This window comes from Roseateles sp. GW821-FHT02E12 (genome assembly GCF_059421665.1).
In genome coordinates this window covers 525,071-548,923 of the sequence record NZ_JBWKVK010000002.1, presented here as the reverse complement: position 1 = coordinate 548,923, position 23,853 = coordinate 525,071, and the positions used below count along the sequence as shown (strand labels likewise).

Annotated in this window: 23 protein-coding genes; 14 read left to right on the top strand and 9 right to left on the bottom strand. The window is 71.2% G+C overall.

Annotated elements, in window-relative coordinates:
• Positions 1-23 precede the first annotated feature (23 nt).
• Both AC07V5_RS13290 and AC07V5_RS13285 read left to right on the top strand, forming a co-directional pair.
• The gene (locus AC07V5_RS13290; RefSeq protein WP_495116150.1) at positions 24-887 is read left to right on the top strand and encodes a 3',5'-nucleoside bisphosphate phosphatase; all 864 of its coding nucleotides are present in this window, start codon (positions 24-26) and stop codon (positions 885-887) included.
• Between the two features lie 4 nt (positions 888-891).
• Complete coding sequence (locus AC07V5_RS13285) at positions 892-1,527, top strand: L-threonylcarbamoyladenylate synthase (RefSeq protein WP_495116149.1); 636 nt, start codon at positions 892-894, stop codon at positions 1,525-1,527.
• A gap of 16 nt (positions 1,528-1,543) precedes the next feature.
• Here AC07V5_RS13285 and AC07V5_RS13280 read toward each other — a convergent pair whose 3' ends face one another.
• A complete protein-coding gene (locus AC07V5_RS13280; protein WP_495116148.1) occupies positions 1,544-3,526 on the bottom strand; it encodes a DUF4253 domain-containing protein in 1,983 nt (660 codons plus the stop codon).
• Positions 3,527-3,758: 232 nt separating this feature from the next.
• On the opposite strand from AC07V5_RS13280, the gene AC07V5_RS13275 reads away from it, so the two are divergent.
• The 6 genes from AC07V5_RS13275 to AC07V5_RS13250 all read left to right on the top strand — a co-directional run bounded on the left by AC07V5_RS13275 (position 3,759) and on the right by AC07V5_RS13250 (position 12,713).
• Positions 3,759-4,031, top strand: a complete 273-nt coding sequence (locus AC07V5_RS13275; RefSeq protein WP_495116147.1) for a hypothetical protein — start codon at positions 3,759-3,761, stop codon at positions 4,029-4,031.
• Between the two features lie 191 nt (positions 4,032-4,222).
• Positions 4,223-6,415: a TonB-dependent receptor gene (locus AC07V5_RS13270; RefSeq protein WP_495116146.1), complete on the top strand. Its 2,193-nt coding sequence runs from the start codon at positions 4,223-4,225 to the stop codon at positions 6,413-6,415.
• Positions 6,416-6,428: 13 nt separating this feature from the next.
• A complete protein-coding gene (locus AC07V5_RS13265; RefSeq protein ID WP_495116145.1) occupies positions 6,429-7,793 on the top strand; it encodes a tetratricopeptide repeat protein in 1,365 nt (454 codons plus the stop codon).
• Positions 7,790-10,306, top strand: coding sequence for an ABC transporter substrate-binding protein (locus AC07V5_RS13260; protein WP_495116144.1), 2,517 nt, complete (start codon positions 7,790-7,792; stop codon positions 10,304-10,306). Before AC07V5_RS13265 ends, AC07V5_RS13260 begins: the two co-directional genes overlap by 4 nt.
• A complete protein-coding gene (locus AC07V5_RS13255) occupies positions 10,303-11,109 on the top strand; it encodes an ABC transporter permease (RefSeq protein ID WP_495116143.1) in 807 nt (268 codons plus the stop codon). Before AC07V5_RS13260 ends, AC07V5_RS13255 begins: the two co-directional genes overlap by 4 nt.
• Positions 11,106-12,713: a dipeptide ABC transporter ATP-binding protein gene (locus tag AC07V5_RS13250; RefSeq protein ID WP_495116142.1), complete on the top strand. Its 1,608-nt coding sequence runs from the start codon at positions 11,106-11,108 to the stop codon at positions 12,711-12,713. Before AC07V5_RS13255 ends, AC07V5_RS13250 begins: the two co-directional genes overlap by 4 nt.
• On the opposite strand, the gene AC07V5_RS13245 is transcribed toward AC07V5_RS13250, so the two are convergent.
• The 4 genes from AC07V5_RS13245 to ppk2 form a co-directional block, all read right to left on the bottom strand.
• Complete coding sequence (locus AC07V5_RS13245) at positions 12,692-13,693, bottom strand: P1 family peptidase (RefSeq protein ID WP_495116141.1); 1,002 nt, start codon at positions 13,691-13,693, stop codon at positions 12,692-12,694. The two genes, AC07V5_RS13250 and AC07V5_RS13245, sit on opposite strands and share 22 nt — an antisense overlap.
• Positions 13,690-14,655 carry an alpha/beta fold hydrolase gene (locus AC07V5_RS13240; protein ID WP_495116140.1) on the bottom strand — a complete coding sequence of 322 codons (966 nt, stop codon included), beginning with the start codon at positions 14,653-14,655 and terminating at the stop codon, positions 13,690-13,692. Before AC07V5_RS13240 ends, AC07V5_RS13245 begins: the two co-directional genes overlap by 4 nt.
• A gap of 103 nt (positions 14,656-14,758) precedes the next feature.
• Positions 14,759-15,109, bottom strand: a complete 351-nt coding sequence (locus AC07V5_RS13235; RefSeq protein ID WP_495116139.1) for a glutaredoxin family protein — start codon at positions 15,107-15,109, stop codon at positions 14,759-14,761.
• A 20-nt stretch (positions 15,110-15,129) separates the two neighbouring features.
• Complete coding sequence (gene ppk2, locus AC07V5_RS13230) at positions 15,130-16,035, bottom strand: polyphosphate kinase 2 (RefSeq protein WP_495116138.1); 906 nt, start codon at positions 16,033-16,035, stop codon at positions 15,130-15,132.
• Positions 16,036-16,164: 129 nt separating this feature from the next.
• On the opposite strand from ppk2, the gene AC07V5_RS13225 reads away from it, so the two are divergent.
• The 3 genes from AC07V5_RS13225 to AC07V5_RS13215 all read left to right on the top strand — a co-directional run bounded on the left by AC07V5_RS13225 (position 16,165) and on the right by AC07V5_RS13215 (position 19,878).
• Positions 16,165-16,545: a BlaI/MecI/CopY family transcriptional regulator gene (locus AC07V5_RS13225; RefSeq protein WP_495116137.1), complete on the top strand. Its 381-nt coding sequence runs from the start codon at positions 16,165-16,167 to the stop codon at positions 16,543-16,545.
• Positions 16,538-17,773 carry a M56 family metallopeptidase gene (locus tag AC07V5_RS13220; protein WP_495116136.1) on the top strand — a complete coding sequence of 412 codons (1,236 nt, stop codon included), beginning with the start codon at positions 16,538-16,540 and terminating at the stop codon, positions 17,771-17,773. Before AC07V5_RS13225 ends, AC07V5_RS13220 begins: the two co-directional genes overlap by 8 nt.
• Before the next feature lie 92 nt (positions 17,774-17,865).
• Positions 17,866-19,878, top strand: coding sequence for a DEAD/DEAH box helicase (locus AC07V5_RS13215; RefSeq protein ID WP_495116135.1), 2,013 nt, complete (start codon positions 17,866-17,868; stop codon positions 19,876-19,878).
• Between the two features lie 54 nt (positions 19,879-19,932).
• On the opposite strand, the gene AC07V5_RS13210 is transcribed toward AC07V5_RS13215, so the two are convergent.
• From AC07V5_RS13210 to ybaK, 4 genes are all read right to left on the bottom strand, one after another.
• On the bottom strand, positions 19,933-20,292 hold the full coding sequence (locus AC07V5_RS13210) for a RidA family protein (protein WP_495116134.1): 360 nt from the start codon (positions 20,290-20,292) through the stop codon (positions 19,933-19,935).
• Positions 20,289-20,948 carry a glycerol-3-phosphate 1-O-acyltransferase PlsY gene (plsY, locus tag AC07V5_RS13205; protein WP_495116133.1) on the bottom strand — a complete coding sequence of 220 codons (660 nt, stop codon included), beginning with the start codon at positions 20,946-20,948 and terminating at the stop codon, positions 20,289-20,291. Before plsY ends, AC07V5_RS13210 begins: the two co-directional genes overlap by 4 nt.
• A gap of 116 nt (positions 20,949-21,064) precedes the next feature.
• Positions 21,065-21,886, bottom strand: coding sequence for a DUF817 domain-containing protein (locus tag AC07V5_RS13200; protein WP_495116132.1), 822 nt, complete (start codon positions 21,884-21,886; stop codon positions 21,065-21,067).
• Positions 21,883-22,377 carry a Cys-tRNA(Pro) deacylase gene (ybaK, locus tag AC07V5_RS13195; protein WP_495116131.1) on the bottom strand — a complete coding sequence of 165 codons (495 nt, stop codon included), beginning with the start codon at positions 22,375-22,377 and terminating at the stop codon, positions 21,883-21,885. The genes AC07V5_RS13200 and ybaK overlap by 4 nt, the downstream gene beginning before the upstream one ends.
• A gap of 90 nt (positions 22,378-22,467) precedes the next feature.
• On the opposite strand from ybaK, the gene AC07V5_RS13190 reads away from it, so the two are divergent.
• From AC07V5_RS13190 to AC07V5_RS13180, 3 genes are read left to right on the top strand one after another with little or no spacing between them, the layout of a single operon-like run.
• Complete coding sequence (locus tag AC07V5_RS13190; RefSeq protein ID WP_495116130.1) at positions 22,468-23,016, top strand: DUF2975 domain-containing protein; 549 nt, start codon at positions 22,468-22,470, stop codon at positions 23,014-23,016.
• A gap of 4 nt (positions 23,017-23,020) precedes the next feature.
• On the top strand, positions 23,021-23,257 hold the full coding sequence (locus tag AC07V5_RS13185) for a helix-turn-helix domain-containing protein (protein WP_495116129.1): 237 nt from the start codon (positions 23,021-23,023) through the stop codon (positions 23,255-23,257).
• The gene (locus AC07V5_RS13180; protein ID WP_495116128.1) at positions 23,247-23,846 is read left to right on the top strand and encodes a hypothetical protein; all 600 of its coding nucleotides are present in this window, start codon (positions 23,247-23,249) and stop codon (positions 23,844-23,846) included. The genes AC07V5_RS13185 and AC07V5_RS13180 overlap by 11 nt, the downstream gene beginning before the upstream one ends.
• Positions 23,847-23,853 lie beyond the last annotated feature (7 nt).

Below are 23,853 nucleotides of genomic sequence, written 5' to 3'. Positions count from 1 at the left end.
GACAGGGCTGACACAATCGAGACGTGAATCTCGATCCCACCCTGAACGCCGATCTGCACTGCCATTCCGTCGTGTCGGACGGCACGCTGACGCCCGAGGCCCTGGCAGAACGCGCTGCTGAGCGCGGTGTGCAGCTGTGGTCGCTGACCGACCATGACGAGATCGGCGGCCAGCAGCGCGCCATCGACGCCGCCAAGGCCGTGGGCCTGCCCTACCTGACCGGCACCGAGATCTCGGTGACCTTCGCTGGCCGCGTCGTGCACATCGTGGGCCTGGGCTTCGACCACCAGGCCCCGGAGATGATCAACGGCCTGCGCGCCACGCGCGGCGGCCGCGAGGCGCGGGCCCGCGACATGGCGGCCGGCCTGGCCGAGGTGGGCATCCCGGGCGCCTTCGAGGGCGCGCTGAAGTACGTCGGCAACCCCGACCTGATCTCGCGCACCCATTTCGCGCGCTTTTTGGTAGACGGAGGCTTCTGCAGCGACGTGCCCGACGTCTTCCGCCGGTTTCTGACCGAAGGCAAGCCCGGCTTCGTGCCGCACAAGTGGGCGGCGCTGAAGGATGCGGTGGGCTGGATCACGCGCGCCGGCGGCGTCGCCGTCATCGCGCATCCGGGCCGCTACGACTTCACACCCACCGAGGAGTACGCGCTCATCACCGAGTTCATCGGCCACGGCGGGCGCGGCATCGAGGTTGTCACCGGCAGCCACACGGCCGCCGAGTTCGTTCAGTACGCCGACACGGCCATCGAGTTCGGCCTGCTGGCCTCGCGCGGCTCGGACTTCCACTGCCCCCAGGAAAGCCGTGTCGACCTGGGCACGCTGCCGCCTCTGGCGCCCAAGCTGACGCCGGTGTGGGCGGAGCTGGCCGACCGCATCCACGCCTGATCCCATGGCCCAGCTCTTCGAAGTCCACCCAGAGAACCCGCAGCCCCGCTTCCTGCGCCAGGCGGCGCAGATGCTGCAGGCCGGCGGCATTGGCGCCATCCCGACGGACTCCAGCTACGCCTTCGTCTGCCGCCTGGACGACAAGGCCGCCGCCGAGACGCTGCGCCGCGTGCGCGGCGTGGACGACAAGCACCACCTGACGCTGCTGTGCCGCGACCTGTCCGAGCTGGCCAACTACGCGATGGTGGACAACCGCCAGTACCGCCTGCTCAAGCTCGCCACGCCCGGCGCCTACACCTTCATCCTGCCGGCCACCAAGGAAGTGCCCCGCCGCCTGTCGCACCCCAGCCGCCGCACCATCGGCCTGCGCGTGCCCGACCACCGGGTCACGCAGGACCTGCTGGCGCTGTTCGGCGAGCCGCTGCTGTCGACGACGCTGATCCCGCCCGGCGACACCGAGCCCATGAACGACGCCGCCGACGTCTGCGCCCGGCTGGACCGCCAGCTGCAGTTCGTGCTGGACGCCGGCGCCTGCCCCGCGCAGCCCACCACCGTGCTGGACCTGAGCCAGGGCGACGAGCCCGTGCTGGTGCGCCAGGGCCGGGGCGAGCTGGCGCGGCTGGGCCTGCAGCTGGACTGAAAGGGCCTGTCAGGCCCTAGTCCCACCAGAAGTACCAGACCGACGCCTCCAGCAGCGTCGCGGCCAGCGCGGCGGTGCTGCCCACGCCCTGCTCGACGATGTCCGGGCAATAGACCTGCTGTTCGGCGGCCAGCGCCAGCGCGGCCTTGCGATCTGCCGGCGGGCGGGCAACGCAGCACTCCACCACCGCGTCGCTGATGGCGATCGGCTCGGCACCGAAGCGCTCGCGCCAATGGCGGTGCAGCGCCACATGCACCTCAGGCCCGGGGCAGCCGTTCCAGCCCCCATAGCCAAGGCGGGCGAACAGCTCGCAGGGTTCATCCAGCTCGACCAGGCCGATGAACTGCAGTGGCTTGAGATGGCCCGAAAGCACGTCGAACTGGGTTTGCAGCAGCTGGGCCGGCCCGGCGTCGCCATCTCGCCAGCGCGGCGGCTTCGCCAGGCCCTGTGCACGAAGCCACCCGGCCGCATCCACATCCCGCGACGCGGCAAGGCTGGCCAGGCCGCCGTCCGCGGGTGGCTCCAGGCTCTCCAGCAGCGCCTCCAGGTCGGCCGCATCGCCAATGAGGAAGGGGTAGCGCCGGCTGCCCTGCGCAAACGCGCGCCGGTACGCATCAACCTGCTGGAGCGCGTTCACGCCGCGTACGCTGAGGGTCTTGAACACGCCGTGGTCGGCCTGCACGCCGGCCCGTTGCGCCTCCGGCGAGGGTGGGCGTGGCAGCGCTGGGACCTGGGCGGTTGCCTCCAGCAGCCCGGCGACCTTCAGTTCGTCCACGAGCAGCGCGTTCTCCGGTGTCATCAGCAAGGGCCGGATGCTCGCCAGCGCCGCCCGCGCAGCGTCCACGCGGCCAGCCTGGTGCAGGGCCAGTGCCCACCAGCCGGCGCCGATGCCGAGAAAGAGCCAGACCGCAGGGCCCGCCGAGGCCTGCGTGACCCTGGCTTCGAGCCAGGGCGTGAGTCGGTCAAGGGCACCGGGCTGCCGGTCCCGCACCTGCAGGATGCCGAGCGCAAAGTCCCGCCAGGGCGCCAGCCCGGGGTTGTCGAAATGGCCAGCATGGGTTGATAGCAGCGACCGGGCGGCCTGCGGCGAGCCGGCGCGCGCCTCCCGCAACGCGAGGTCCAGCCATTGCATCGCGGCCCCTTGGCCGGCATCGATGAGGCGTGCGCGCAACCGTTCGGCTTGCTCGTGTTCGCCTGCCTCCTGGCAGACCGCCATGCACCGCATGTCGAAAGTGCCCGGCGCGAGCGACTCGGCGGTGTCCCGCCACGGCGCCAGGCCGACCAGCGCGGCGTCCAGGCGCCCCTCGGCGGCCCAGGTCTTGGCTTCGCGCACCGCCAGGTCCCACATGATCTTCACCTCGTTCCCCGCAGCCACCAGGCGCCACATCCTGGCGATGCCTTCGCGCACCTTGGCCGGGTCGCCCAGGGCTTCGGCCGCCAGGATCGCCGCGAAGAGCAGGGGACTCGCCGCGCCGGCAAACGGGCCGTTGCTCATCTCGTCGGGTGGGAAGTCCGGAACCACGAACGAGAGGCTGGCCAGGCTGCGCAACAGTTTGCCGACGCCGTCCAGCGCTGCGGGCAGCGCCTGCGGCGGCGCCAGCAGGCGCCGCCGCAGGTCCGCGAGCGAGGCCTGCCAGGCCTCGGCACTGTCGCTCTCGTCCCACAGCTCCTTCAGTTCGGATTCGTCGCCACCCACGCGTTCCAGCACGGCAAGCGCCCGTTTCACCAGCGGCTGCGGCGGCGTCAGCCGGGTGCGCGCAATCCAGTCCTCGGCGATTTCGGGGCAACTCTCCTCCCCCGCTTGGCCACGCAACCGGGCGATCACTTCGATGGCCGCCAGGGCCTCGGTCGCCTGAGGCGCTTCCAGATAGCCATCGCGCTCGTCGAGGACCGCATCCAGCGCGGCTTCGATCAGCGACAGATCGTCTACCTCCTCCAGGCCGTGGACCCAATCGAGGGCGTCGTCATTGCCGAAGGCTTCATGGCTCCAGGCTCCCATGGCGGTTTGCCGGCGCTGGCCGGTGTGGTGGTGATGGCGACACAGTGTAGGAAGCGGCAGGCATCACCTCATTGGCGCTATTCACATCCTCAGTTCATCCGCTGCGCCTGCAGTTCATCCAGCGCGGCCCGCGCTTGATCGCAGGCGCCTGGAAGGGAGCGAGTCCATTGCCGAAACTGACTCCATCGAACAAGCAATCACGCGGTTCGAAACCCGCCAAACGGAGTCCATCATGAGCCTGCAAACCACACTCTTCGCCGCTGTTGCCGCCCTGGCCTTCTCTGCCGCCGCCCAGGCCGCCCCGCAAGCCACCGTCAAGCTGGAACGCGTCGTCGTCACCGGCAAGGCCACCCGCGAAGTCGCCCAACTGCCGCGCGTCGTCGTGACCGGCTACGCCCAACGTGAAGTTGCCCAGCTGCCGCGCGTCGTCATCGTCGGTTTCAGCGAAGCCACGCTGGCCCGCCAGACCCTGGCTGCCGCCAAGACCAGCACCAAGCGCATCTGAACCAGGCGTCGTCTCTCATGCACACGACGTCTTTTTCCACCGCCGCCGAGCCGAATCGCCAACGCTGCTGAGTCAGCGCTGACGCTTCGGCTCGGTGTTTTTTTGCGCATATCGATGCGCCCAATGCTTCGTGGCCCAACGCGGCCAGCGTTCCTAGAGTGCGACGCTTTCCAGCTCGCGATTCCAGGGACATGCAGTACCGCCCTCACCTTCTGAACACCCTCGCTGCCGCCCTCGCCGCAGCGCTCCTCCCCGCAGCACACGCCGCCGACGTCAACACGCTGGACCGCGTCGAGGTGACAGCCCAGCGCCGGGCCGAGTCCGCCCAGGACGTGGGCATCGCCATCAGCGTGCTGTCCGGCGACGAACTCAAGGCGAAGGGCATCAACCAGATCAACCAGTTGCAGGGCGAGCTGCCCAGCCTGGAGATCGAGCCGGCGTTCGGCAGCGGCCAGGCCCAGTTCCGCATCCGCGGCATCGGCTTCCAGGACTACGGCAGCAACAACGCGTCGCCGGTGGGCGTGTACGTGGACGAGGTCGGCTACGCCTTCCCGGTGCAGACGCAAGGCCTGCTGTTCGACCTGGAGCGCGTGGAAGTGCTGCGCGGGCCGCAGGGCACGCTGTACGGCAAGAACACGACGGCGGGCGCCATCAACCTGCTGTCGCGCCGGCCCACCCGCCAGGCCGAGGCGGGCTTCAGCCTGGGGCTGGGTTCGCATGCCGCCGTGCAGGCCCAGGGTTATCTGTCCGGCCCGATCAGCGACGGCGTGCGCGGGCGGATCTCGGTGGCCAGCGAGCGCGGTGGCGCCTGGCAGACCAACCGCCTGACCGGCGAAAAGCTCGGCGACCAACGCGTGGACGCCGTGCGCGGCCAGTTGGAGGTGGACCTCACGCGCGATCTGCAGGCGCGCCTGAGCATCAGCCACAACCAGGACCGTTCCGACGCGCAGGGGCTCTACGTCTTCACGCCGCGCAGCCACACCAGCCAAGCGGCAGACACCGACCCCACCCGCACCGGCTGGGGCCTGCAGAGCGACTTCGCGCAGCTCATCGGCGTCGGCCCCGGCGCCAAGCCCGGGCGGGACAACGAGGCCACCAACGTCTCGCTGACGCTGGACTGGAACCTCGGCGGCGCCAAGCTCACCAGCATCACCGCCCACCAGCGCTTCACCCGCCACGAGCTGGGCGACTGGGACGGCACCGCCGTCAACCACTCCGACGTCTACTGGCAGGACAGCGCCCGTGTGACGACGCAGGAGCTGCGCCTGGCCTCCGGCCCGCAGGCCGCGCTGCCCTGGGTTGTAGGCGCCTACTACGCCAAGGAAGGCCTGGACGAGGACTGGCGCACCGACTTCCGCCACGACTACGGCCTCATCACGCGCACCCAGTACGCCCAGGACGGTCGCACCCGCGCCGTGTTCGGCCAGGTGGACGTGCCGCTCGCCGCGCAGTGGACGCTGGTGGCCGGCCTGCGCCAGGAGCGCGAGACCCGCAGCGTGCACGACTTCAGCACCGGCACCACGCCGGTCATCCAGGGCCTGGGCGTCAGCGGCGCAGCCTCTTCGCTGACCAGCAACCAGACCTCCGGCAAGCTGGCCCTGCAGTTCAAGCCCGAGGCCGGCACGCTACTGTATGCATCGCTGAGCCGCGGGCTGAAGTCCGGCGGCATCACGGCGCACAACACCTTCAACACCTTCGCGCTGACACCCTTCCAGCCCGAGAAGCTCGTCGCGCTGGAAGCCGGCGTGAAGGCGGACGTGAGCCGCCAGCTGCGCATCAACGCCGCCCTCTTCCACTACGACTACCGCGACCAGCAGTTCCAGGACGTCACCACCTCGCCCACCGGCGCGCTGATCGGCAAGATCATCAACATTGCCCGCTCCAAGGTGGACGGCGGCGAGGGCGAGCTGCAGTGGAAGCCGCTGGCGGGCCTGAGCATCGGCCAGTCGCTGGGCTACAAGCACGCGGTGTTCAAGGACTTCAACTCGCCGCTGCTGGGCAACCTGTCCGGCCACGCCCAGTTCATCCCCAAGCTCAGCTACGGCGGCTCCGTGGCCTACGCCTGGCAGGCCAGCGGGCTGGACCTGAAGCTGGCCGGCGACTACAGCTACCGCAGCAGCTACCCGTCGTGGCTGAACCGGCTCAATGTCGACGGCGGCAACGCGTACGACATTCCGGCCTACTGGCTGGCGAACGCACGGCTGGAGATCGCGCCCGCCAACTCGCCCTGGCAGGCAACCCTCGGCGTGCGCAACCTGTTCGACCGCCACTACGACCTGACGCGCAACTTCTTCGGCAACCGCCCCAGCACGGCCGATGACCTCAACGTGGCCGCCGCCGGCCAGCCGCGCACCTGGCAAGCCACGGTCAGCTACGCCTACTGACTATGCTGACGCCATGGCGCAAGACGAACTCGGCAACCCGCTGCTGGACGACACCCCCGAGCTGATTGCGGGGCTGAACGACTTCGTCGGCGGCTTTCTCGCCTACGAGACGCGGGCCGAACGCATCCTGGCCACCGCCGCAGCCTTTCCCGGCTCGGTGCTGGCCCAGGTGTATGCCGGCTGGCTGTGGATGTTCCTGGAGGCGCCCGAGGCGCCGGCCAGGGCGCAGCCCTTCCTGGACGCAGCCCGCGCAGCGCTCGTGCCCGGCACGACAGCCGCCCATGAGCGCGAGCGGGAACACGTCGAGCTGCTGGCAAGCTGGATCTCGGGCGACACCGCCGCCGTCGAGGCGCGCAGCGCCGCGCTGACGGCACGCTTCCCGCACGACCTCGCCGTCGTCAAGCTGGCCCAGTACCTCGCCTTCAACCGCGGCGACGCGCCAGCCATGCTGCGCGGCATCCTGGCCGTGCTGCCGGCCAACGCCCACAACGCCCATGCCCACGGCATGGCCGCCTTTGCCTACGAGCAGGCCCACCGACTGGATGAGGCCGAGGCTGCCGCACGGCTGGCCCTGACGCTGAAGCGCCGCGAGCCCTGGGCACAGCATGCCCTGGCCCATGTGCTGCTCACGCGCGGCCGGGTGGACGAGGGCACGCGCTTCCTCGAAGGCGTGCAGGCCACCTGGACGGACCTGAACTCCTTCATGCTCACCCACCTGTGGTGGCATCTGTGCCTGTTCTACCTCGCGCGCGGCCGCAACGCCGAGGCGCTGGCGGCCTACGACCGCGAGGTCTGGGGCGTGTCGCCGGGCTACTCGCAGGACCAGATCGGCGCCGTGCAGCTACTGGCCCGGCTGGAGTGGGTGGGCATCGACGTGGGCCCGCGCTGGCAGCAGCTCGCCGAGCACCTGGCCGCGCGCGCCGAAGACACGACCGAGCCCTTCCTGAGCCTGCTCTACCTCTACGGCCTCGCGCGCGCCGGCCGCGCCGAAGCCCACACGCTGCTCGCCGCCATCGCCACGCAAGCTATCCGCGCCGATGGCGAACGCCGCGCCACCTGGGCCGAAGCCGCCCTGCCCGCCGCACAAGGCCTGATCGCGCTGGCCAAGGGCGACGCCGCCGGCGCCGACCGCGCGCTGTCCCAGGCCCTGCCGCGCCTGGCCCGCATCGGCGGCAGCCACGCGCAGCGCGACCTGTTCGCCCAGCTGCAGATCGAAGCCGCCACGCAGGCCGGCGCCTGGGGCGACGCCCAGCAGGCGCTGGAGCTGCGCCGCCTCGTGGACCCGCGGGACGTGCCCGTCAACGCCCGCCTGGCCGTGCTGTACGAGCGCCTGGGGCTGCCCGGCCTCGCGGCCGACGCGCGCGCGCTCGCCGCATGAGGCGCCTGCTCGCCGCTCTGCTGTTCGCGCTGTGCCTGCCCGCCATGGCCGGCACGCTGCGCGTCGCGCTGCAGCTGGAGCCTCCGCTGCTGGACCCCACCGTCGGCGCCGCCGCGCCCATCAGCGAGGTCGTCTACGGCAACCTGTTCGAAAGCCTCGTCACGCTGGCCGAGAACGGCGAGCCGCGCCCGCGCCTGGCCGAGCGCTGGGACATCGCCGCCGACGGCCTCGGCATCCGCTTCCAACTGCGTGCCGGCGTGCACTTTCACGACGGCACGCCCTTCGACGCCAGCACCGCCAAGTTCGCGCTGGACCGCGCCCGCGCCGCCAACTCGGGCAACCCGCAGCGCAGCCTGCTGGACGCGATCGAGGCCATCACCGCGCCGGACCCACTGACGCTGGAGATCCGTCTCAAGCGCCGCGACGGCGGCCTGCTGCAAAGCCTGGGCAGCGCGGCCTTCGTCATCGTGGCGCCCGCCACGGTGGCCACCAACCCGACAAAGCCCAACGGCACCGGCCCCTGGCGCTTCGTGCGCTGGCAGCGCGGCAACACCATCGAACTGGCCCGCTTCGACGGCTACTGGGGCGACAAGGCCAGTCTCGACGGTCTCAGCTACCGCTTCATCGCCGACCCCTCGGCCGCCTACGCCGCGGTGATGGCCGGCGACATCGACCTCTTCGCCAACTTCCCCGCGCCCGAGCACCTGGCGCAGATCAAAGCGGACCAGCGCTTCGCGCTGCAGGTGGGCATCAGCGAAGGCGAGACGCTGCTGTCCACCAACCACCGCCACGCGCCGCTGAACCAGCTCGCCGTGCGCCGCGCCATCGCGCTGGCCATCGACCGCAAAGCCCTCATCGACGGCGCGATGTTCGGCTACGGCACGCCCATCGGCAGCCACTTCTCGCCGCGCCACAGCGCCTATATCGACCTGACGGGCAACAGCCCGCACGACCCGGCCCAGGCCCGCAAGCTGCTGGCCGAGGCCGGCTTTGACAACGGCCTGACGCTCAGCCTCAAGCTGCCGCCCACGGCCTACGCGCGCCGCAGCGGCGAGATCCTGGCGAGCCAGCTGGCCGCCGTCGGCATCCGCACCCGCGTCGAGAACCTGGAGTGGGCGCAGTGGCTGGACCAGGTCTTCGTGCGGCACGACTTCGACCTCACCGTCGTGGCCCACACCGAGCCGCTGGACTACGGCATCTACGGCCGCGACGACTACTACTTCGGCTATCACAGCGACCGCGTGCAAGCCCTGCTGCGCACGCTGGGCGAGCAGACCGCGCCGCTCGAGCGCCGCGCGACGCTGCAGGCCCTGCAACGCCAGTTGAGCGACGACGCCGTCAACGGCTTCCTGTTCCAGTACCCGCGCCTGCAGGTGCGGCGTGCCGGGCTGGCGGGCGTGCAGGTCAACGCGGTGGGCAGCCTGGAACTGGCCGGCGCCACACTGGACGGCGCCAACGCCGGCAACGCACAAGGTCGCGGCGGTGTGCCACGCGCCGTGGCGGGCGCCGCGCTGGTGCTGTTGGTGCTGGGCCTGGCCGCGCTGCTGCGCCGCGCCGAACCGCGCTGGCTGCTGGGCCGGCTGGCGGCGCTGCTGCTGACGCTCACGGTCGCCAGCGTCATCATCTTTGCGCTGGTGCAGGTGGCACCCGGCGACCCGGCCCGCTACGTGCTGGGCATCCAGGCCGATGAGCAGGCCGTGGCGCAGCTGCGCGAACAGCTCGGCCTGAACGCGCCGGCGCTGACGCGCTACGCCCGTTGGATCGGCGCGCTGCTGCAGGGCGATCTCGGCAACAGCCTGACCTACCAGGTGCCCGTCACGCAGCTGCTGGCCGAGCGCCTGCCGCTGACCATGCCGCTGGCGGCGCTGGCACTGCTGACGGCGCTGGCCGTCGCGCTGCCGGCCGCACTGCTGGCGGCGCGACGCCCGGGTGGCCTGGCGGACCGCGCGGTGGGCGTGTTCAGCCAGCTCGGCGTGTCGGTGCCGGACTTCTGGCTGGGCGTCATGGGCGCCTGGCTGTTCGCCGTGGCGCTGCGCTGGCTGCCGGCGGGCGGCTTCGCGGGCTGGGATGCCGGCCTGGTCGAGGGCCTGCGCTCGCTGGCCCTGCCCGCGCTGGCACTGGCGCTGCCGCAGGCCGCCATCCTCACGCGCGTGCTGCGCGGCGCGCTGGCGGAGCTGGCTCACGCCGAGTTCCTGCGCACCGCGCGGGCCAAGGGCGCGAGCCGCTGGCGCGTGCTGTGGCGCCACGCGCTGCCCAACGCGGGCCTGCCGGTGCTGACGCTGCTGGGCCTGCAAACGGCTTATCTGCTGGCCGGCTCGGTCATCGTGGAGAACGTGTTCTTCCTGCCCGGCGTCGGCCGCCTGCTGTTCCAGGCCGTCACGGCGCACGACCTGGTGCTGGTGCAGAGCCTGGTGCTGGTGCTGGTGGCGCTGGGCGTGGGCGTGTCGGCCCTCGTTGAGCTGGCCGCCCGTGCGGCGGACCCACGGCTGGCGCGGCGCGGAGGTGGCGCATGAACCGCAAGCTGATCGCGGGCCTGGCGCTGGCCGCCGCCTTCGTCGTCACGGCGCTGCTGTCCCTCGTCTGGACGCCCGCGCCGCTGGATCACCTCGCCATCGCCGAGCGCCTGCTGCCGCCCGGCGCCACCCACTGGCTGGGCACCGACCACCTCGGCCGCGACGTGCTGTCGCTGCTGATGCGCGGCGCGGCCACGTCGCTGGGCGTCGCGGCGCTGGCCGTGACGCTGGGCGCCCTCATCGGCGTGCCGCTGGGCCTGTGGGCGGCTGCGCGCGCGGGCTGGCCCGACGAGTTGCTGATGCGCGGCAACGACATCGTCTTCGCCTTCCCGCCGCTGCTGCTGGCTGTGCTGCTGACGACGGCGCTGGGGCCGGGCGCCGTCAGCGCCATCCTGGCCGTGGGCGTGTTCAACGTGCCGGTGTTCGCCCGCGTGGCGCGTGGCCTGGCGCTGCCGCTGTGGCAGCGCGAGTTCGTGCTGGCCGCGCGCGTGGCGGGGAAAAGCGGCGAGCGCATCTCGCGCGAGCACGTGCTGCCCAACCTGGCCGGCGGGCTCATCGTGCAGCTCAGCCTGCAGTTGTCTCTGGCGCTGCTGGCCGAGACGGGCCTGTCGTACATCGGCCTGGGCACGCAGCCGCCGCAGCCGAGCTGGGGCCGCATGCTGGCCGACGCGCAGACGCTGACGGCGCTGTCGCCCACGCTGGCCCTCTTCCCCGGCCTCGCCGTCGCGCTGGCCGTGCTGGCCTTTCACCTGCTGGCCGACGGCCTGCGCGAGCGGCTGGACCCGCACGGAGACTCGCGATGAGCGTGCCACCGCTGCTGCAGCTGGAGGGCTTGAGCGTCAGCCTGGGCGGCCGCGCGCTGCTGCAGGACCTCAGCCTCGCGCTCAAGCCGGGCGAGGTGCTGGGCCTCGTGGGCGAGTCGGGTTCGGGCAAGTCGCTGACGGCGCTGGCCATTGCCGGCCTGCTGCCGCCGCGTGCGGAGGTCGGCGGCCAGGTGCGGCTGGATGGCGAAGCGCTGCTGGCACTGCCTGAACGCGAGATGGACGCGCGGCGTGGCGCGGCGCTGGGCCTGGTGTTCCAGGAGCCGATGAATGCGCTGAACCCGCTGATGACGCTGGGCCAGCAAGTGGCCGAGGCGCTGCGCCTGCACCGCCCCACTTCACGGCGTGCGGCGGCCGAGGCGGCTGAACAGGCGCTGGCGCGCGTGGGCCTGCCCGGCGCGGCGGGCCGCTACCCGCACGAACTCTCGGGCGGCCAGCGCCAGCGCGGCGTCATCGCCATCGCGATGGCGCTGCGGCCCCGCCTGCTGATCGCCGACGAGCCCACCACGGCGCTCGACGTGCGCACGCAGGCGCAGATCCTGGCGCTGCTGCGCGAGCTGGTGCACGAACAGGGCGGCAGCCTGCTGCTCATCAGCCACGACCTGCCGCTGGTGGCCGGCGTGGCCGACCGAATCGCGGTGCTTCAGGGTGGGCGCCTGGTTGAGCAAGGGCCAGCGCTGGACTTGCTGCGGTCGCCACAGACGGCTACTACCTCCTCACTGATCGCCGCCTCGGCACTGCCCGCACGCGAACCACAGGTTGTGTCTCCCGGCGAGCCGCTGCTCGACGCACGCGGCCTGGTGCGTGAGTACCGGCACGGCGGCGGCCTGCTGCAGCGCGCCACCGTGCACCGGGCGCTGGACGGGGTGTCGCTGACGGTGATGCCGGGCGAGCGCGTCGGGCTGGTGGGCGAGTCGGGCTGCGGCAAATCCACGTTGCTGCGCGCGCTGCTCGGCCTGGAGCCGCTGCAGGCCGGCGAGATCAGCCTGGGCGGCCAGCGCTTCAGCGGCACCGAGCGCGCGCTGCGCCGGCAGATGCAGATCGTCTTCCAGGACCCGGCCGGCAGCCTGGACCCGCGCTGGCGCGCCTGGGAACTGGTGGCCGAGCCCCTGGCCCTGCTGGACCCCGTGCCCAGCCGCGCCGAGCAGCGCCGCCGTGCCGAGGCCTGGCTGGCACAGGTGGGCCTCGGCGCAGATTCAGCCGAGCGCTTCGCCCACCAGTTCTCGGGCGGCCAGCGCCAGCGCCTGGCGATCGCCCGTGCGCTGATCGTGGAGCCCGCGCTGCTGGTGCTGGACGAGGCGGTGTCGGCGCTGGATGTCAGCGTGCGCGGGCAAATCCTTGCGTTGCTGGAGCAGCTGTGCCGCGAGCAAGGCAGCGCGCTGCTGTTCGTCACGCATGACCTCGGCGTCGTGCGTGCGGCGACGGACAGGCTCTACGTGATGCAGGCCGGCCGGCTCATCGAGAGCGGGCCGACGGTGGAGGTTTTTGCGCGGCCGCGCGAGGCCTACACGGCCGAGCTGCTGGCGGCCACGCCCGACCTCGCCCGCGTGCTCGCCGACCGGGATCAGCCGCGGCCGGCTTCGTAGACGGCGCGGGCGATGGCGCGGGCCAGGCAGTCCGCCGCCGCAGAACCCAGGCGCCCCAGCTGCACCGCGCGTGCGTTGCCTTCGCCCAGCGGAGCAGCGCCCGACGCCAGCGCAAACACCGTGTCGCCATCGAACGGCGTGTGTGCCGGCCGCACGGCGCGGGCGATGCCGTCCTGGGCCATCATCGCCAGCCGCTTGCACTCGGCCGTCGTCAGGTCGGCGTTGCAGGCCACGACGGCCAGCGTCGTGTTGGCGCCCGCCTGAGTGCGGCCCAGCTCGGCCAGGCGCGACAGGTCGGGCAGCGGGTCGATGACCGGGGCGTGTCCGTCGGGCCGGTGGCCGCCGAACTCGCCGTCGATCTCGAAGGGCCACGCCCAGAAGCTCTCGCCATCGGGCATGTGGGCGGAGCCGATGGGGTTGGCCGCCACCAGCGCGCCGACGACGAACCCGTCCCCCAGGTCCAGCGACGCCGAGCCGATGCCGCCCGGCCGGTAGCCCGCCATCGCGCCACGGCCCGCGCCCACGCGGCCAAGGGCGAAGGGCCTGCCCGCCACCACCACCGCTTGCTGGCCCCACAGCCGGTACGGCGGGTCCAGGCCCCAGGCCTTGTCGCCACGGTTGCCGAGGTCGTGCAGCACGGCCGCCGGCACGACGGGGATGGCCGGCGAACCGGGCTTGAGCTTCAGGCCCTTGCCCTGATTGGACAGCGCGGCCACCACGCCATCGGCTGCGGCCAGGCCGAAGACCGAGCCGCCCGCCAGCGCGATGGCATGCACGCGGCCGACGAGGTTCTCGGGCGCCAGCGCTTCGGTCTCCCGTGTGCCGGGGCCGCCGCCGCGCACGTCCACGGCCGCGGCCCAGAAACCGTCGACCAGCAGCACCGTGGCGCCGGAGCGCACGGCTTCGTCGGTGACGTGGCCGACCGTGAGGCCGGGCACATCGGTGATCAGGTTGAGAGGACCAGGGCGGACAGCAGTCATTGAGTGGGCAGCCGTGCCACGAAGGCGGCGACATCGGCCGCCGAGCGCGCCGGGATCTCGCGCTGCGGCAGGTGGCCGATGCCGGGGTAGACGATCAGCTCGGCCCCCGCGATGGCCGCGGCGAAGCGGCGCGAGTGCTCGACCGGCAGGATGGTGTCCACCTCGCCGTGCAGCACGAGGGTGGGCAGATGCAGGCCGGCGAGCAGCTCGGCGGTGACCGGTGTCTGGGCGCCCGGGGCGACGGACATCAGGATGGGACGGTGCCCAGGATAGCGCTGGTACAGCGCCCAGCGGTCCACCAGCTCGTCGGTGATCAGCGCCTTGTCGCCGACCTGCGCGCTCAGGCCCTGGCGGATCAGCGGCCGGTTGTCGATGCGCGCCAGCGCCGCGCGGCCCAGCGGGTGCGCCAGGATGCGGAAGGCCAGCGACGGCGTGCTGGCCGGCATGGGCCAGCCAGCGGCGTCCACCAGCACGAGGCCGCGCAGGGTCTGCGGCGCTAGCAACGCCGCCTGCCAGGCCACGCCGCCGCCCATGGAGTTGCCCGCGAGCACGAAGGGCGGCAGCTGCAGGCGCTGCGCAAAGTCGATCACCAGGCGGGCCAGCGCCTCGCGGTCCAGCACGGTGCCCTCGGGCGCCGCGGTGAGGCCGTGGCCGGGCAGGTCCAGGCTGATGACGCGGTGGCCAGCCTTCAGCTCGGCGGCCCAGCCCTCCCAGGTCGAGTAGGCGTCGCCATAGCCGTGCAGCAGCAACAGCACCGGGGCATCCGCGCGCCCCTCGTCGCGGTAGTGCAGGCGCAGGCCCGGGCTCAGCTCCAGATAGCGGTCGGCCGGCGTAGCCCAGCGGGCCTCCAGCTCGGCGGCCGGCAGGTCCGGTGCGCGCAGCCACAGGAAGGCAGCCACCGCCACGGCAACGAGGATGAGCAGCAGGGTCAGCAGTGGCAGCACGAGGGTCTTGAACAGCAAGGCAAGCTCCGGTCGAGGGACGGCAAAGCCTGCGAGCCTAGGCGCTGAGCCCGGCGCCGCCAAACGCGCATTCCGAGGCTGCTTAGTCGCTGCCAGCGCGGCATCACGGTTGACCCAGGATGTCGATCAGCCGCGCGCGGTCGAAGCCGATGACACGCTGGCCGCGCACCATCAGCGTGGGCGTGCCCGCGGCGCCCAGGGCCTGGTAGTCAGCCAGGCAGGTGGCGTCCCGCTCGATGAAGCATTCCTGGAACGGAATGCCCTGCTGGGTCATCCAGCGCCGCGCGGCCAGGCACCAGGGGCAGGTCTCGGACGAGATCATGCGGATATCGCCCGGCTTCACGCGCTGCGCGAGCAGTTGTCCGTCCTGGCCGGCCAGATGGCCACGCCAGGCCCAGGAAGCCAACGCCGTCAACGCGATGACGACAAGCAGCGAAAGCGGGGGCCACTTCATGCCCCGATGCTAGTGCCGCCTCAATAGACCTCTGGAACGATGATGTCGCCCGCCACCGGGTGGCGGATGTAGTCCTCGCGGCGCTCGCGGGCGGGCAGCTCGATGTCGCTGTGCGGCACCTCTTCGTAGGGCATTTGCGACAGCAGGTGGTGGATGCAGTTCAGCCGCGCACGCTTCTTGTCGTCGGCCGGCACAACCCACCACGGCGACTCGGGCGTGTGGGTGCGCTCCAGCATCACCTCCTTGGCCTTGGTGTATTCCTCCCAGCGGCGGCGGGATTCCAGGTCCATGGGGCTCAACTTCCACTGCTTGAGCGGGTCGTGGATGCGGCCCAGGAAGCGCACGCGCTGCTCGTCGTCGCTGATGGAGAACCAGTACTTGATGAGCTGGATGCCCGAGCGCGCCAGCATGCGCTCGAACTCCGGCGCGGAGCGGAAGAACTCCTCGTACTGCTCGTCCGTGCAGAAGCCCATCACGCGCTCCACGCCGGCGCGGTTGTACCAACTGCGGTCGAACAGCACGATCTCACCGGCCGCCGGCAGGTGCGACACATAGCGCTGGAAATACCACTGCGTGCGCTCGCGGTCGTTGGGTGCCGGCAGCGCGGCCACGCGGCACACACGCGGGTTCAGCCGCTGCGTGATGCGCTTGATGACGCCGCCCTTGCCCGCCGCATCGCGCCCCTCGAACAGGATGACGACCTTGTGGCCGCTGTGCTGCACCCAGTCCTGCAGCTTGACCAGCTCACTCTGCAACCTGAACAGCTCGCGGAAATAGCGCTTGCGCTCGATCAGGGCCTCAGCCGGCGCGTCGCTGGCCATCTCGCCGTAATCGCGGTCTTCCAGTTCGAGCTCCAGCTCCTCGTCGAAATCGTCCTGCAGGTCGCGGTGAATGCGCTTCACCAGCTCGTCTTCGATGTGGCTCACAACGGCTCCCGGCCGCAACAGCGGCTGTAGGCCGCGAGCCTACGCGGGCGACATGGCGGGGCTGTGACAAGGGGCTTGACGGTTGCGTTTACACGCGTAATCATTCGTCATCGTTTACGGCCGTAATCAATGACCCATCCGTCCACCCCCATCAGCGACGCCGAAGCCCAGGTCATGCGCCTGCTCTGGCAACGCGCACCGCAGGCTGCCGACGAAATCGCCGAGGTGCTGGCCCCCCAGCAAGGCTGGCAGCTCGCCACCGTGAAGACGCTGCTGAACCGCCTGTTGAAGAAAGGCGCCGTCACCGCCGAGCGCGACGGCCGGCGCTTTCTGTACGCCCCCGCCGTGCCCGAAGACGCCTGGGTGGCCGACACGGGCCTGTCGCTGATCGACCGGCTGTTCGGCGGGCGGCTGGCGCCGCTGGTGGCGCAGTTCGCATCGGAGCGCAAGCTGAACGCGGACGACATCGCGGCGTTGAAGGCGCTGCTGAAGGAGCAGGGCCATGACTGAGGCATGGCTCGCCCTGCTCGCTCGACAGGCGCTGCTTTTCAGCGCGGCCATCCTGCTGCTGGGGGCGCTGCGGCCGGTGCTGCTGAAGCGCCTGGGTGCGGCGGCCGTCTACGCGGCTTGGCTGCTCGTGCCGGCGCTGCTGCTGACGCCCGCCCTGCCCCGGCCGGCGCAGGAGCCGCTGAGGCTGGTGCTGCAGGCCACGGGCACACAGGCTGTACCGACGCTGCCCGCGTTGCCGGGGCCACCGACAGACACGGCGGCGTTCTGGCTGGCGCTGTGGTTGGCGGGCGCCGGGCTGGTGGCCCTGGCTCAAGCCCATCGGCAATGGCGACTCGCCCGCCTGGGCAGCCACCTGCCGGCCGGCAGCAGCCCCGCACTCGTCGGCCTGCTGAGGCCACGCATCGCCCTGCCCGCCGATTTCGAGCAGCGCTTCCCGCCTGCGCAGCGCGAACTCATCCTGGCCCACGAGCAGGTGCACCGCGAGCGCCTGGACAACCTCTGGAACCTGCTGGCCTGCGGGCTCACGGCCCTGCACTGGTGGAACCCGCTGGCCTGGTGGGCCGCGCGGCGCTTCCAGGCTGACCAGGAACTGGCCTGCGATGCCGCGGTGCTGGCCTCACGGCCGGGCGCGTTGGCCGACTACACCCGCGCGCTGCTGGCCGCCCACGATCTTCACAGCCTCGGCGCGCCACTGGCGAGCCGCTGGGGCAGCTCCCACCCTCTCGTCGAAAGGATTGCCATGTTGAACCGCCCCCACTTCTTGTCGCGCCGCCGTGGCGCCGCCCTCGGGCTGGCACTGCTGGGCATCGCCGGCCTGGCCTATGCAGCGCAGAGCACGGCACCGGCATCGCCGGCCGAGGCCGCGGCACAGCAGAAGGTGGAGATCCGCCTCAACGTGTCGTCAGGCGAGTTCAAGGCCGCGCCGCGGCTGATCACGACGCTGGGCGCACGCAGCAGCCTGCAGTGGGGCGCCACGGCGGCCGACAGCTGGCGGCTGGACTTCACGGTCACGCGCACAGACGACGGCAAGCTGCAGGTGCTGACCCAGCCCAGCTACGGCGGCAAGGCCCTGGGGGAGCACAAGGGCATGCTCGCATCCGGCGAATCATTCGGGCACAGGATCGGTGGCAGCGACGGTGTCCCGGCTCTGCAGATGACGCGCGTCGTCACGCTGCTGCCGGCGGACTTTCAAATGCCAGGGAAGTCAGCTGCGAACTCAAAGCCCTGACGGCGCTGCAGCGCGATCAGTAGGGCTACCCGGGCGCCTTTGCCAAGGCCCTTACAGTCGCGCCCTCCCCCGCCCTGCCCTTTCCCTGAGACATGAGCCTCGCCGACCTCCGAGCGGCCCTGAACGCCGAGCTGTCGGCCACGCCCGAGTACTACGACTTCAAGGTACTGCACACCGAGCGTGACGGCACGCTGTGGCGGGTGACGCTGGAGCCCGGCTATGTGTTCGCCGAGGGCCAGCGGCCCGGCGCCGCGTCGGCCCAGGCGCTGCTGGACGACAGCCTGGACGGTGCCGCGGCCTGGTGGGGCGCGCCTGCCAAAGGTGGTGCAAGCGTGCTGGCGGTGGTGGCCGAGGACGACCAACTGGTGCTGCAGAACGCCAGCAGCCCGCCGCCGCCCGCCGGGCATCTGATCCGCCTCTACCCCACGCGCTTCCTGAACGCCGTGGCCGATGCCTGGTGGGACACGCCCTGGGCCGAGCAGGCGCTCGCCTGCCTGCCCGACCTGTCGCGCCCGCAGCCACTGCGCGGCGGCACGGCGCTGACGGGCGAGCCCTTCCGCTGGCTGCGCCCGGCCCAGCGCGCGGCGCTGGCGTTGGCGGGCTACAGCAGCGGCTTCCTGTGGGGGCCACCGGGCACGGGCAAGACCACCACGCTGGGTGTGTTGCTGGCAGAGTACCTGGACCGCAACCCGCACGCCCGCGTGCTGCTGCTGTCCACCACCAACCAGGCGGTGGACCAGGCCACGCTGGCCGTGGACAAGGCCTTGCAGAAAGGCCGGCGTGAACACTTGCGCGAGGCCGTGCAGCGCCTGGGCACGCGCTTCGACGCCGCCGCCTACGAAGGCCGCGAACACCTCATCCCGACGCAAGACCGGGAGCTGATCACGCGGCTGGCCCGCGCGGAAGCCGGCCGGCCGTCGGCCCGCGATGCACTCGCGCTGAAGGCCTGGGCCGACCGCGTGGCGGGGCTGCGCGACGAGCTGCGCAGCGCGTCGCTGAAGGTGTTGCAGCGCTGCCGCCTGGCCAGCATGACCACCACGCGCGCGGCCTTCACGCTGAAAGCCCTGCGCGAGCTGGCACCCGATGGCGAGCCGCCCTTCGACCTGCTGGTGTTCGACGAAGCCAGCCAGGTGAGCCTGGCACATGCGCTGGTGCTGATGCCGCTGGGCCGGGCGCGCCTCTTCGCGGGCGACCCGCAACAGCTCTCGCCGGTGCTGCGCAGCGACGACCGCCTGGCGCGGCGCTGGCTGGGCCGCTCGGCCTTTGCGGAGATGCCGCGCGGCGGGGCGTCCGTTGCGCTGCTGGACGAGCAGTCGCGCATGGCGCCGCCCATCGGCGAGCTGGTCAGCCAGTTGTTCTACGACGGCGCGCTGCGCGTGGCGGCGGACGCGGCAGCGTCGCCCGACTGGCAGGCGGCCCGCCAACGTCAGCTGGGCGACATCGCCGCCGACGTGCATGTGCATGTACACCGCGTGAAGACGGATGGCGGCTGGGTGGCCGCCGAACGCGGGCCGGTGCGGCGAGAGTCAGCCGAGGCGATTGCCGAGTTGCTGGAACGCGCGCTGGCCAGCGGCCAGTGGCAGCCGCAGGAGCTGATCGTGCTGACGCCCTTCCGCGCCCAGCGCGCGCTGATCCGCCAGCGGCTGCGCGCACGGGGCCTGCCGGAGTCGCTGCGCGTCAGCACCGTGCATCGCGCCCAGGGCAGCGAGGCGCCCGTGGTGCTGTTCGACCCCGCCGACGGCGCCCAGCCCTTCCTGCATGGCGAGGAGGCGCAGCGCCTGCTCAACGTGGGCTTGAGCCGCGCCCAGGCCAAGCTGGTGCTGTTCGTGTCGCCGGCCGATGCGGCGAGCCCGCTGCTGGCGCCGCTGGTGCAGCGGCTGCGCCTGGCCGGCGACACCCGCGAGGCCCAGCCGTTGCTGGAATTGGCGCGGGAGCCGGGCTTCCCGGCCAACACGCTCGGCCGGCGCGTAGCGGCCGGGCGGCATGTGGGCGAGGTGGCGCGCATCAGCGCCGATGGGCGTCAGTTCTGGCTGGTCAACGCGCGCACCGGCGCCGAGCAGCTCATCGACGTGGAGTTCTGGCGCGAGCGCGCAGCCGAGTCCTGATCAGTTGGGGACAGAGCTACTCGCTTCGCTCGATCGGCCTGTCCCGCAAAGTCATCACACTGCCGCCGTGACGACGATCTCCACCTTCCACTCCGGCCGTGCCAGGCCGGCGATGACGGTGGCGCGCGGCGGCGTGTGCCCGGCGGACACCCAGGCGTCCCACGCGGTGTTCATGCCGGGGAAATCGGCGCGGTCGGCCAGGTAGATCTGGGCGCGCAGGATGCGGCTCTTGTCGGTGCCGGCGCGGGCCAGCAGCTTGTCGATGGCGCTCAGCACCTGGGCCGTCTGGCCGGTGATGTCGGCGCTGGCGTCCTCGGGCACCTGGCCGGCGAGGTAGGCCACGCCGTTGTGGACGGCCATCTCCGACAGGCGGGCGCCGATGTCGAAACGTTCAACGGGGGTGGAGGCGGTCATGCTTTCTTCCGGTTCTTGGTAGGTTTGACGGTTTTCGATGCGGCCGCGGCCTTGGCCCCGAGCTTGCTCTCGGTGCCGGCCAGCAGCTTCTTGATGTTGGCCTGGTGGCGCCACACCAGCAGCAAACCCATGATGATCAGGGCGAGCGCCGTGGGGCCGGCTTCCCAAATGAGCAACTGATACATCGGCGCGAACGCGGCCGACACGATGGCGGCCAGGGACGAATAGCGGCTGAACCAGGCAATGATGAGCCAGGTCGCCAGCGTCGCAACCCCTAGCAGCGGGTTGAGCCCGAAGATGACGCCGGCCGCCGTGGCCACGCCCTTGCCGCCGACGAACTTGAAGAACACCGGCCACAGATGGCCGAGGAAGGCCGCCAGGCCGACCAGCGCTGCCGTGCCCTCGCCGAGGCCGAACCTGGGGCCCCAGATCACCACGGCGAGCACGGGCAGATAGCCCTTGAGCGCGTCGAACACCAGCGTCAGGATGGCCGCGGCCTTGTTGCCCGAGCGCAGCACGTTGGTGGCGCCGGGATTGCCCGAACCGTAGGAGCGTGGGTCCGACAGGCCCATCGCACGGCTGATGATGACGGCGAATGACAGCGAACCGATCAGGTAGCCGGCGATGACGGCAAGAAGGGTGAAAAGGGTGTCCATGGCGTGAGATTGTCAGGCAGGTCTGGGCGGTCGATGCCCGGCAAAACGAGCGGGCGTCGGCTGCCGAAGCAAGGCCCGTCGCCGCGCGCCTGCGCAAACCCGGCTCCCATGCCCACTCAAGGCGGCACGTGCACGCTGGCCTTGATGTGCTTGAGGTTGGTGACGATGGTGAAGCTCATGAGCACCAGCAGCGACCACGCGCTCCACTTGCTCAGGTGCACCGCCGCCCATGCACCCAGCTGATGCGGGTAGGCCCACAAGCCGAAGAAGGTGCCGATGTTCTCGGCCAGCCAGATGAAGAACCCGACCAGCACCAATGCCAGGGGCAGCGGCATGCGCCGGTCGACGAGGTGCGGCCGGAACACCACGCGCGAGCGGGCGTACAGCCCCAGCGCTGCCGCGGCCAGGATCCACCGGTAGTCGCCGATGAAGTGGTGCGTGAAGAAGTTCAAGTACAGCAGGCTGGCGATCAGGCCGGCCATCCAATACGGCGGGTGGTGCTCCACGCGCAACTGGAACAGCCGCCACGCCTGGATGATGTAGCTGCCTACCGCGGCGTACATGAAGCCCGAGAACAGGGGCACGCCGAACAGCTTGGTGTACGCAAAGTCAGGGTACGACCACGAGCGGATGCCGCCCGAGGTCTTGAACGCCTCCAACGCAAACCCCAGCACGTGGAACAGGCAGATGGCCTTCAGCTCGTCCCAGGTTTCGCGGCCGGTCCACAGCATCCAGGCCTGGATGACCACGGCGATCAGCAGCAGGGCGTCGTAGCGCGGGATGCCGAACACGCCCGCTCGCGGCACGAACAGCACCGACGTGAAAAACAGCCCCGCGAACAGGCAGGCCTGCGCTTCCTTGCGCGCGAACTGCGCGAACTCGATCAACAGCGCGCCGCTCGCGGTGAGCCCGCGGCGCGCGCCTCCCAGTGCCGTCACGCCGCGTTGGCGCAGTGCACCGGCCGTGCACCCAGCAGCTCCGTCAGCACTCGCGGCTCGATGCCGACGAGATAGCCGCGGCGGCCGCCGTTGATGCAGATCTTCTCCAACGCCAGGATGCTCGCCTCGACGAACACCGGCATGGCCTTGCGCACGCCGAAGGGCGAGGTGCCGCCGACCTGGTAGCCGCTGTGGCGCTGGGCCACGTCGGGCTTGCAGGGTTCGACCTTTTTGCAGGGGATCTGCCGCGCCAGCTCCTTCAGGCTGACGGTGCGGTCGCCATGCATCAGCACGATCAGCGGCTCGGCCTTTTCGTCCTGCATCACCAGCGTCTTCACGACGGCGTGCTCCTCGACGCCCAGCTGCTTGGACGACTCCGCCGTGCCGCCGTGCTCGACGTAGTCGTAGACGTGTTCGGTGAAGGCAACGCCGGCGCGCTTCAGGGCCTGGGTTGCCGGGGTTTCGCTGACATGGGCGGTCTTCTTGCTCATCCCCCAATTCTCGGGGAGAGGTTTACTTGCTTCATCACAGCAAGCAATTATTGTTTTACAGTAAGTTTTTCTTGTTTCGCGAAGGTCACCATGCCCGACTCCTTCTCCGCCGACGGTCTGCGGCGCATCCGCCGCCTGGCCTGGGTCGTGCGGGTGCTCTGCCTGCTCGGCGTCGTGGTCATCGGCACCCTGCCCTTCATCTTCTGGGCCGAGGCCGACTGGGTGGCCGAGGTGGCGTCGCATCTGTGGAACGTCAACAAGCTGCAGCTCGATATCGGCTCGCGCCTGTGGGGCCTCGCGGCCTCGATGCTGCCCACGTCGGTCAGCCTGTTCGCGCTGTGGCAGATGTGGTCGCTGTTCGGCTGCTTCGCCCAGGGCGAGCTGCTGGCCCGCCGGCCGGCCCAGCATCTGCGACGCCTGGGCCTGGGCCTGTGCGCGCTGGCCGCCGCACAGCCACTGGGCCAGACGCTGGCCATCCTGGCCCTGACCTGGGGCAACCCCAAGGGCCAGCGCCAGCTGTGGTTCGGGCTGTCGGCCGACCACTACCTCGCGCTGCTGTTCGGCCTGCTGCTACTGGCCTTGGCCCAGGTGCTGGCAGAAGCCGCCCGCGTCGCCGACGAGAACGCTGAATTCATCTAAGCCCATGCCTATCGTCGTCACCCTCGACGTCATGCTCGCCCGGCGCAAGATGCGCTCGCGCGAGCTGGCCGAGCGCGTGGGCATCACCGAGGCCAACCTGTCGCTGCTCAAGAGCGGCAAGGTGCGCGGCGTGCGCTTCGACACCCTCTCGCGCATCTGCGAAGTCCTGCAATGCCAGCCCGGCGACCTGCTCGCCTGGGAGCCCGGCCCCGAGCCCGAGGAGGGCGGCGATGTGGGCTGAACGGCGCGCGCCGTCGGCACCGACCTGGCTGCTGATCCTGGCCTTGCATGCCGGCATGCTGGCCCTGCTGAACGTCCGCTCCAGGAGTGCCCAGACCGCACCAAGCCCCTGGAGCGAACTGAGGCTCATCCCCGTGCGGCCTGCCGCCGAGCCCTCGACACCCACCGCGGTGCCAACGCCAGCGCTGCGTGCGCCAGCGGCAGCGCCGGCCGCCGAACCTGCCTTGGCCCCGCCCGCCGAGGTCGCGCCGGAGCCGACCGACACGCCCAGCCCCGCCGCCCCGCCGGCACCGCATCCGCTGCGGCTGGACCTGCCCGAGTTGGTCGACGCCGCCCGGCGCCAGCCTGCGCTCGACGACCCGCGCGGCAACACGCCCGTGAGCCGCTTCGGCGCCCGCATCGCCAACGATCTGGGCGGCAATGGCCGCTGGGTTGAAGAGCGCATGGACGCTGACTTCGTGCGCCTGCGCCGCGGCAACACCTGCATCAACCTGCACCGCAACCGCACCGCCGGCCGGCAGCCTTTCAACGAAAGCTCGGCACCCACGCCCTGGGGCGCCACCCCGGCCTACCGCTGCGAGCAGCGTTGACCCTCTC

Coding starts and splice junctions, on each gene's coding strand:
- AC07V5_RS13180 (WP_495116128.1), top strand. CDS start 23,247: ATGTGGGCTGAACGGCGCGCGCCGTCGGCACCGACCTGGCTGCTGATC.
- AC07V5_RS13185 (WP_495116129.1), top strand. CDS start 23,021: ATGCCTATCGTCGTCACCCTCGACGTCATGCTCGCCCGGCGCAAGATG.
- AC07V5_RS13210 (WP_495116134.1), bottom strand. CDS start 20,292: ATGACCGCCTCCACCCCCGTTGAACGTTTCGACATCGGCGCCCGCCTG.
- AC07V5_RS13190 (WP_495116130.1), top strand. CDS start 22,468: ATGCCCGACTCCTTCTCCGCCGACGGTCTGCGGCGCATCCGCCGCCTG.
- AC07V5_RS13275 (WP_495116147.1), top strand. CDS start 3,759: ATGAGCCTGCAAACCACACTCTTCGCCGCTGTTGCCGCCCTGGCCTTC.
- AC07V5_RS13225 (WP_495116137.1), top strand. CDS start 16,165: ATGACCCATCCGTCCACCCCCATCAGCGACGCCGAAGCCCAGGTCATG.
- AC07V5_RS13260 (WP_495116144.1), top strand. CDS start 7,790: ATGAGGCGCCTGCTCGCCGCTCTGCTGTTCGCGCTGTGCCTGCCCGCC.
- AC07V5_RS13220 (WP_495116136.1), top strand. CDS start 16,538: ATGACTGAGGCATGGCTCGCCCTGCTCGCTCGACAGGCGCTGCTTTTC.
- ybaK (WP_495116131.1), bottom strand. CDS start 22,377: ATGAGCAAGAAGACCGCCCATGTCAGCGAAACCCCGGCAACCCAGGCC.
- AC07V5_RS13270 (WP_495116146.1), top strand. CDS start 4,223: ATGCAGTACCGCCCTCACCTTCTGAACACCCTCGCTGCCGCCCTCGCC.
- AC07V5_RS13265 (WP_495116145.1), top strand. CDS start 6,429: ATGGCGCAAGACGAACTCGGCAACCCGCTGCTGGACGACACCCCCGAG.
- AC07V5_RS13250 (WP_495116142.1), top strand. CDS start 11,106: ATGAGCGTGCCACCGCTGCTGCAGCTGGAGGGCTTGAGCGTCAGCCTG.
- AC07V5_RS13255 (WP_495116143.1), top strand. CDS start 10,303: ATGAACCGCAAGCTGATCGCGGGCCTGGCGCTGGCCGCCGCCTTCGTC.
- plsY (WP_495116133.1), bottom strand. CDS start 20,948: ATGGACACCCTTTTCACCCTTCTTGCCGTCATCGCCGGCTACCTGATC.
- AC07V5_RS13280 (WP_495116148.1), bottom strand. CDS start 3,526: ATGGGAGCCTGGAGCCATGAAGCCTTCGGCAATGACGACGCCCTCGAT.
- AC07V5_RS13285 (WP_495116149.1), top strand. CDS start 892: ATGGCCCAGCTCTTCGAAGTCCACCCAGAGAACCCGCAGCCCCGCTTC.
- AC07V5_RS13235 (WP_495116139.1), bottom strand. CDS start 15,109: ATGAAGTGGCCCCCGCTTTCGCTGCTTGTCGTCATCGCGTTGACGGCG.
- AC07V5_RS13215 (WP_495116135.1), top strand. CDS start 17,866: ATGAGCCTCGCCGACCTCCGAGCGGCCCTGAACGCCGAGCTGTCGGCC.
- AC07V5_RS13245 (WP_495116141.1), bottom strand. CDS start 13,693: ATGACTGCTGTCCGCCCTGGTCCTCTCAACCTGATCACCGATGTGCCC.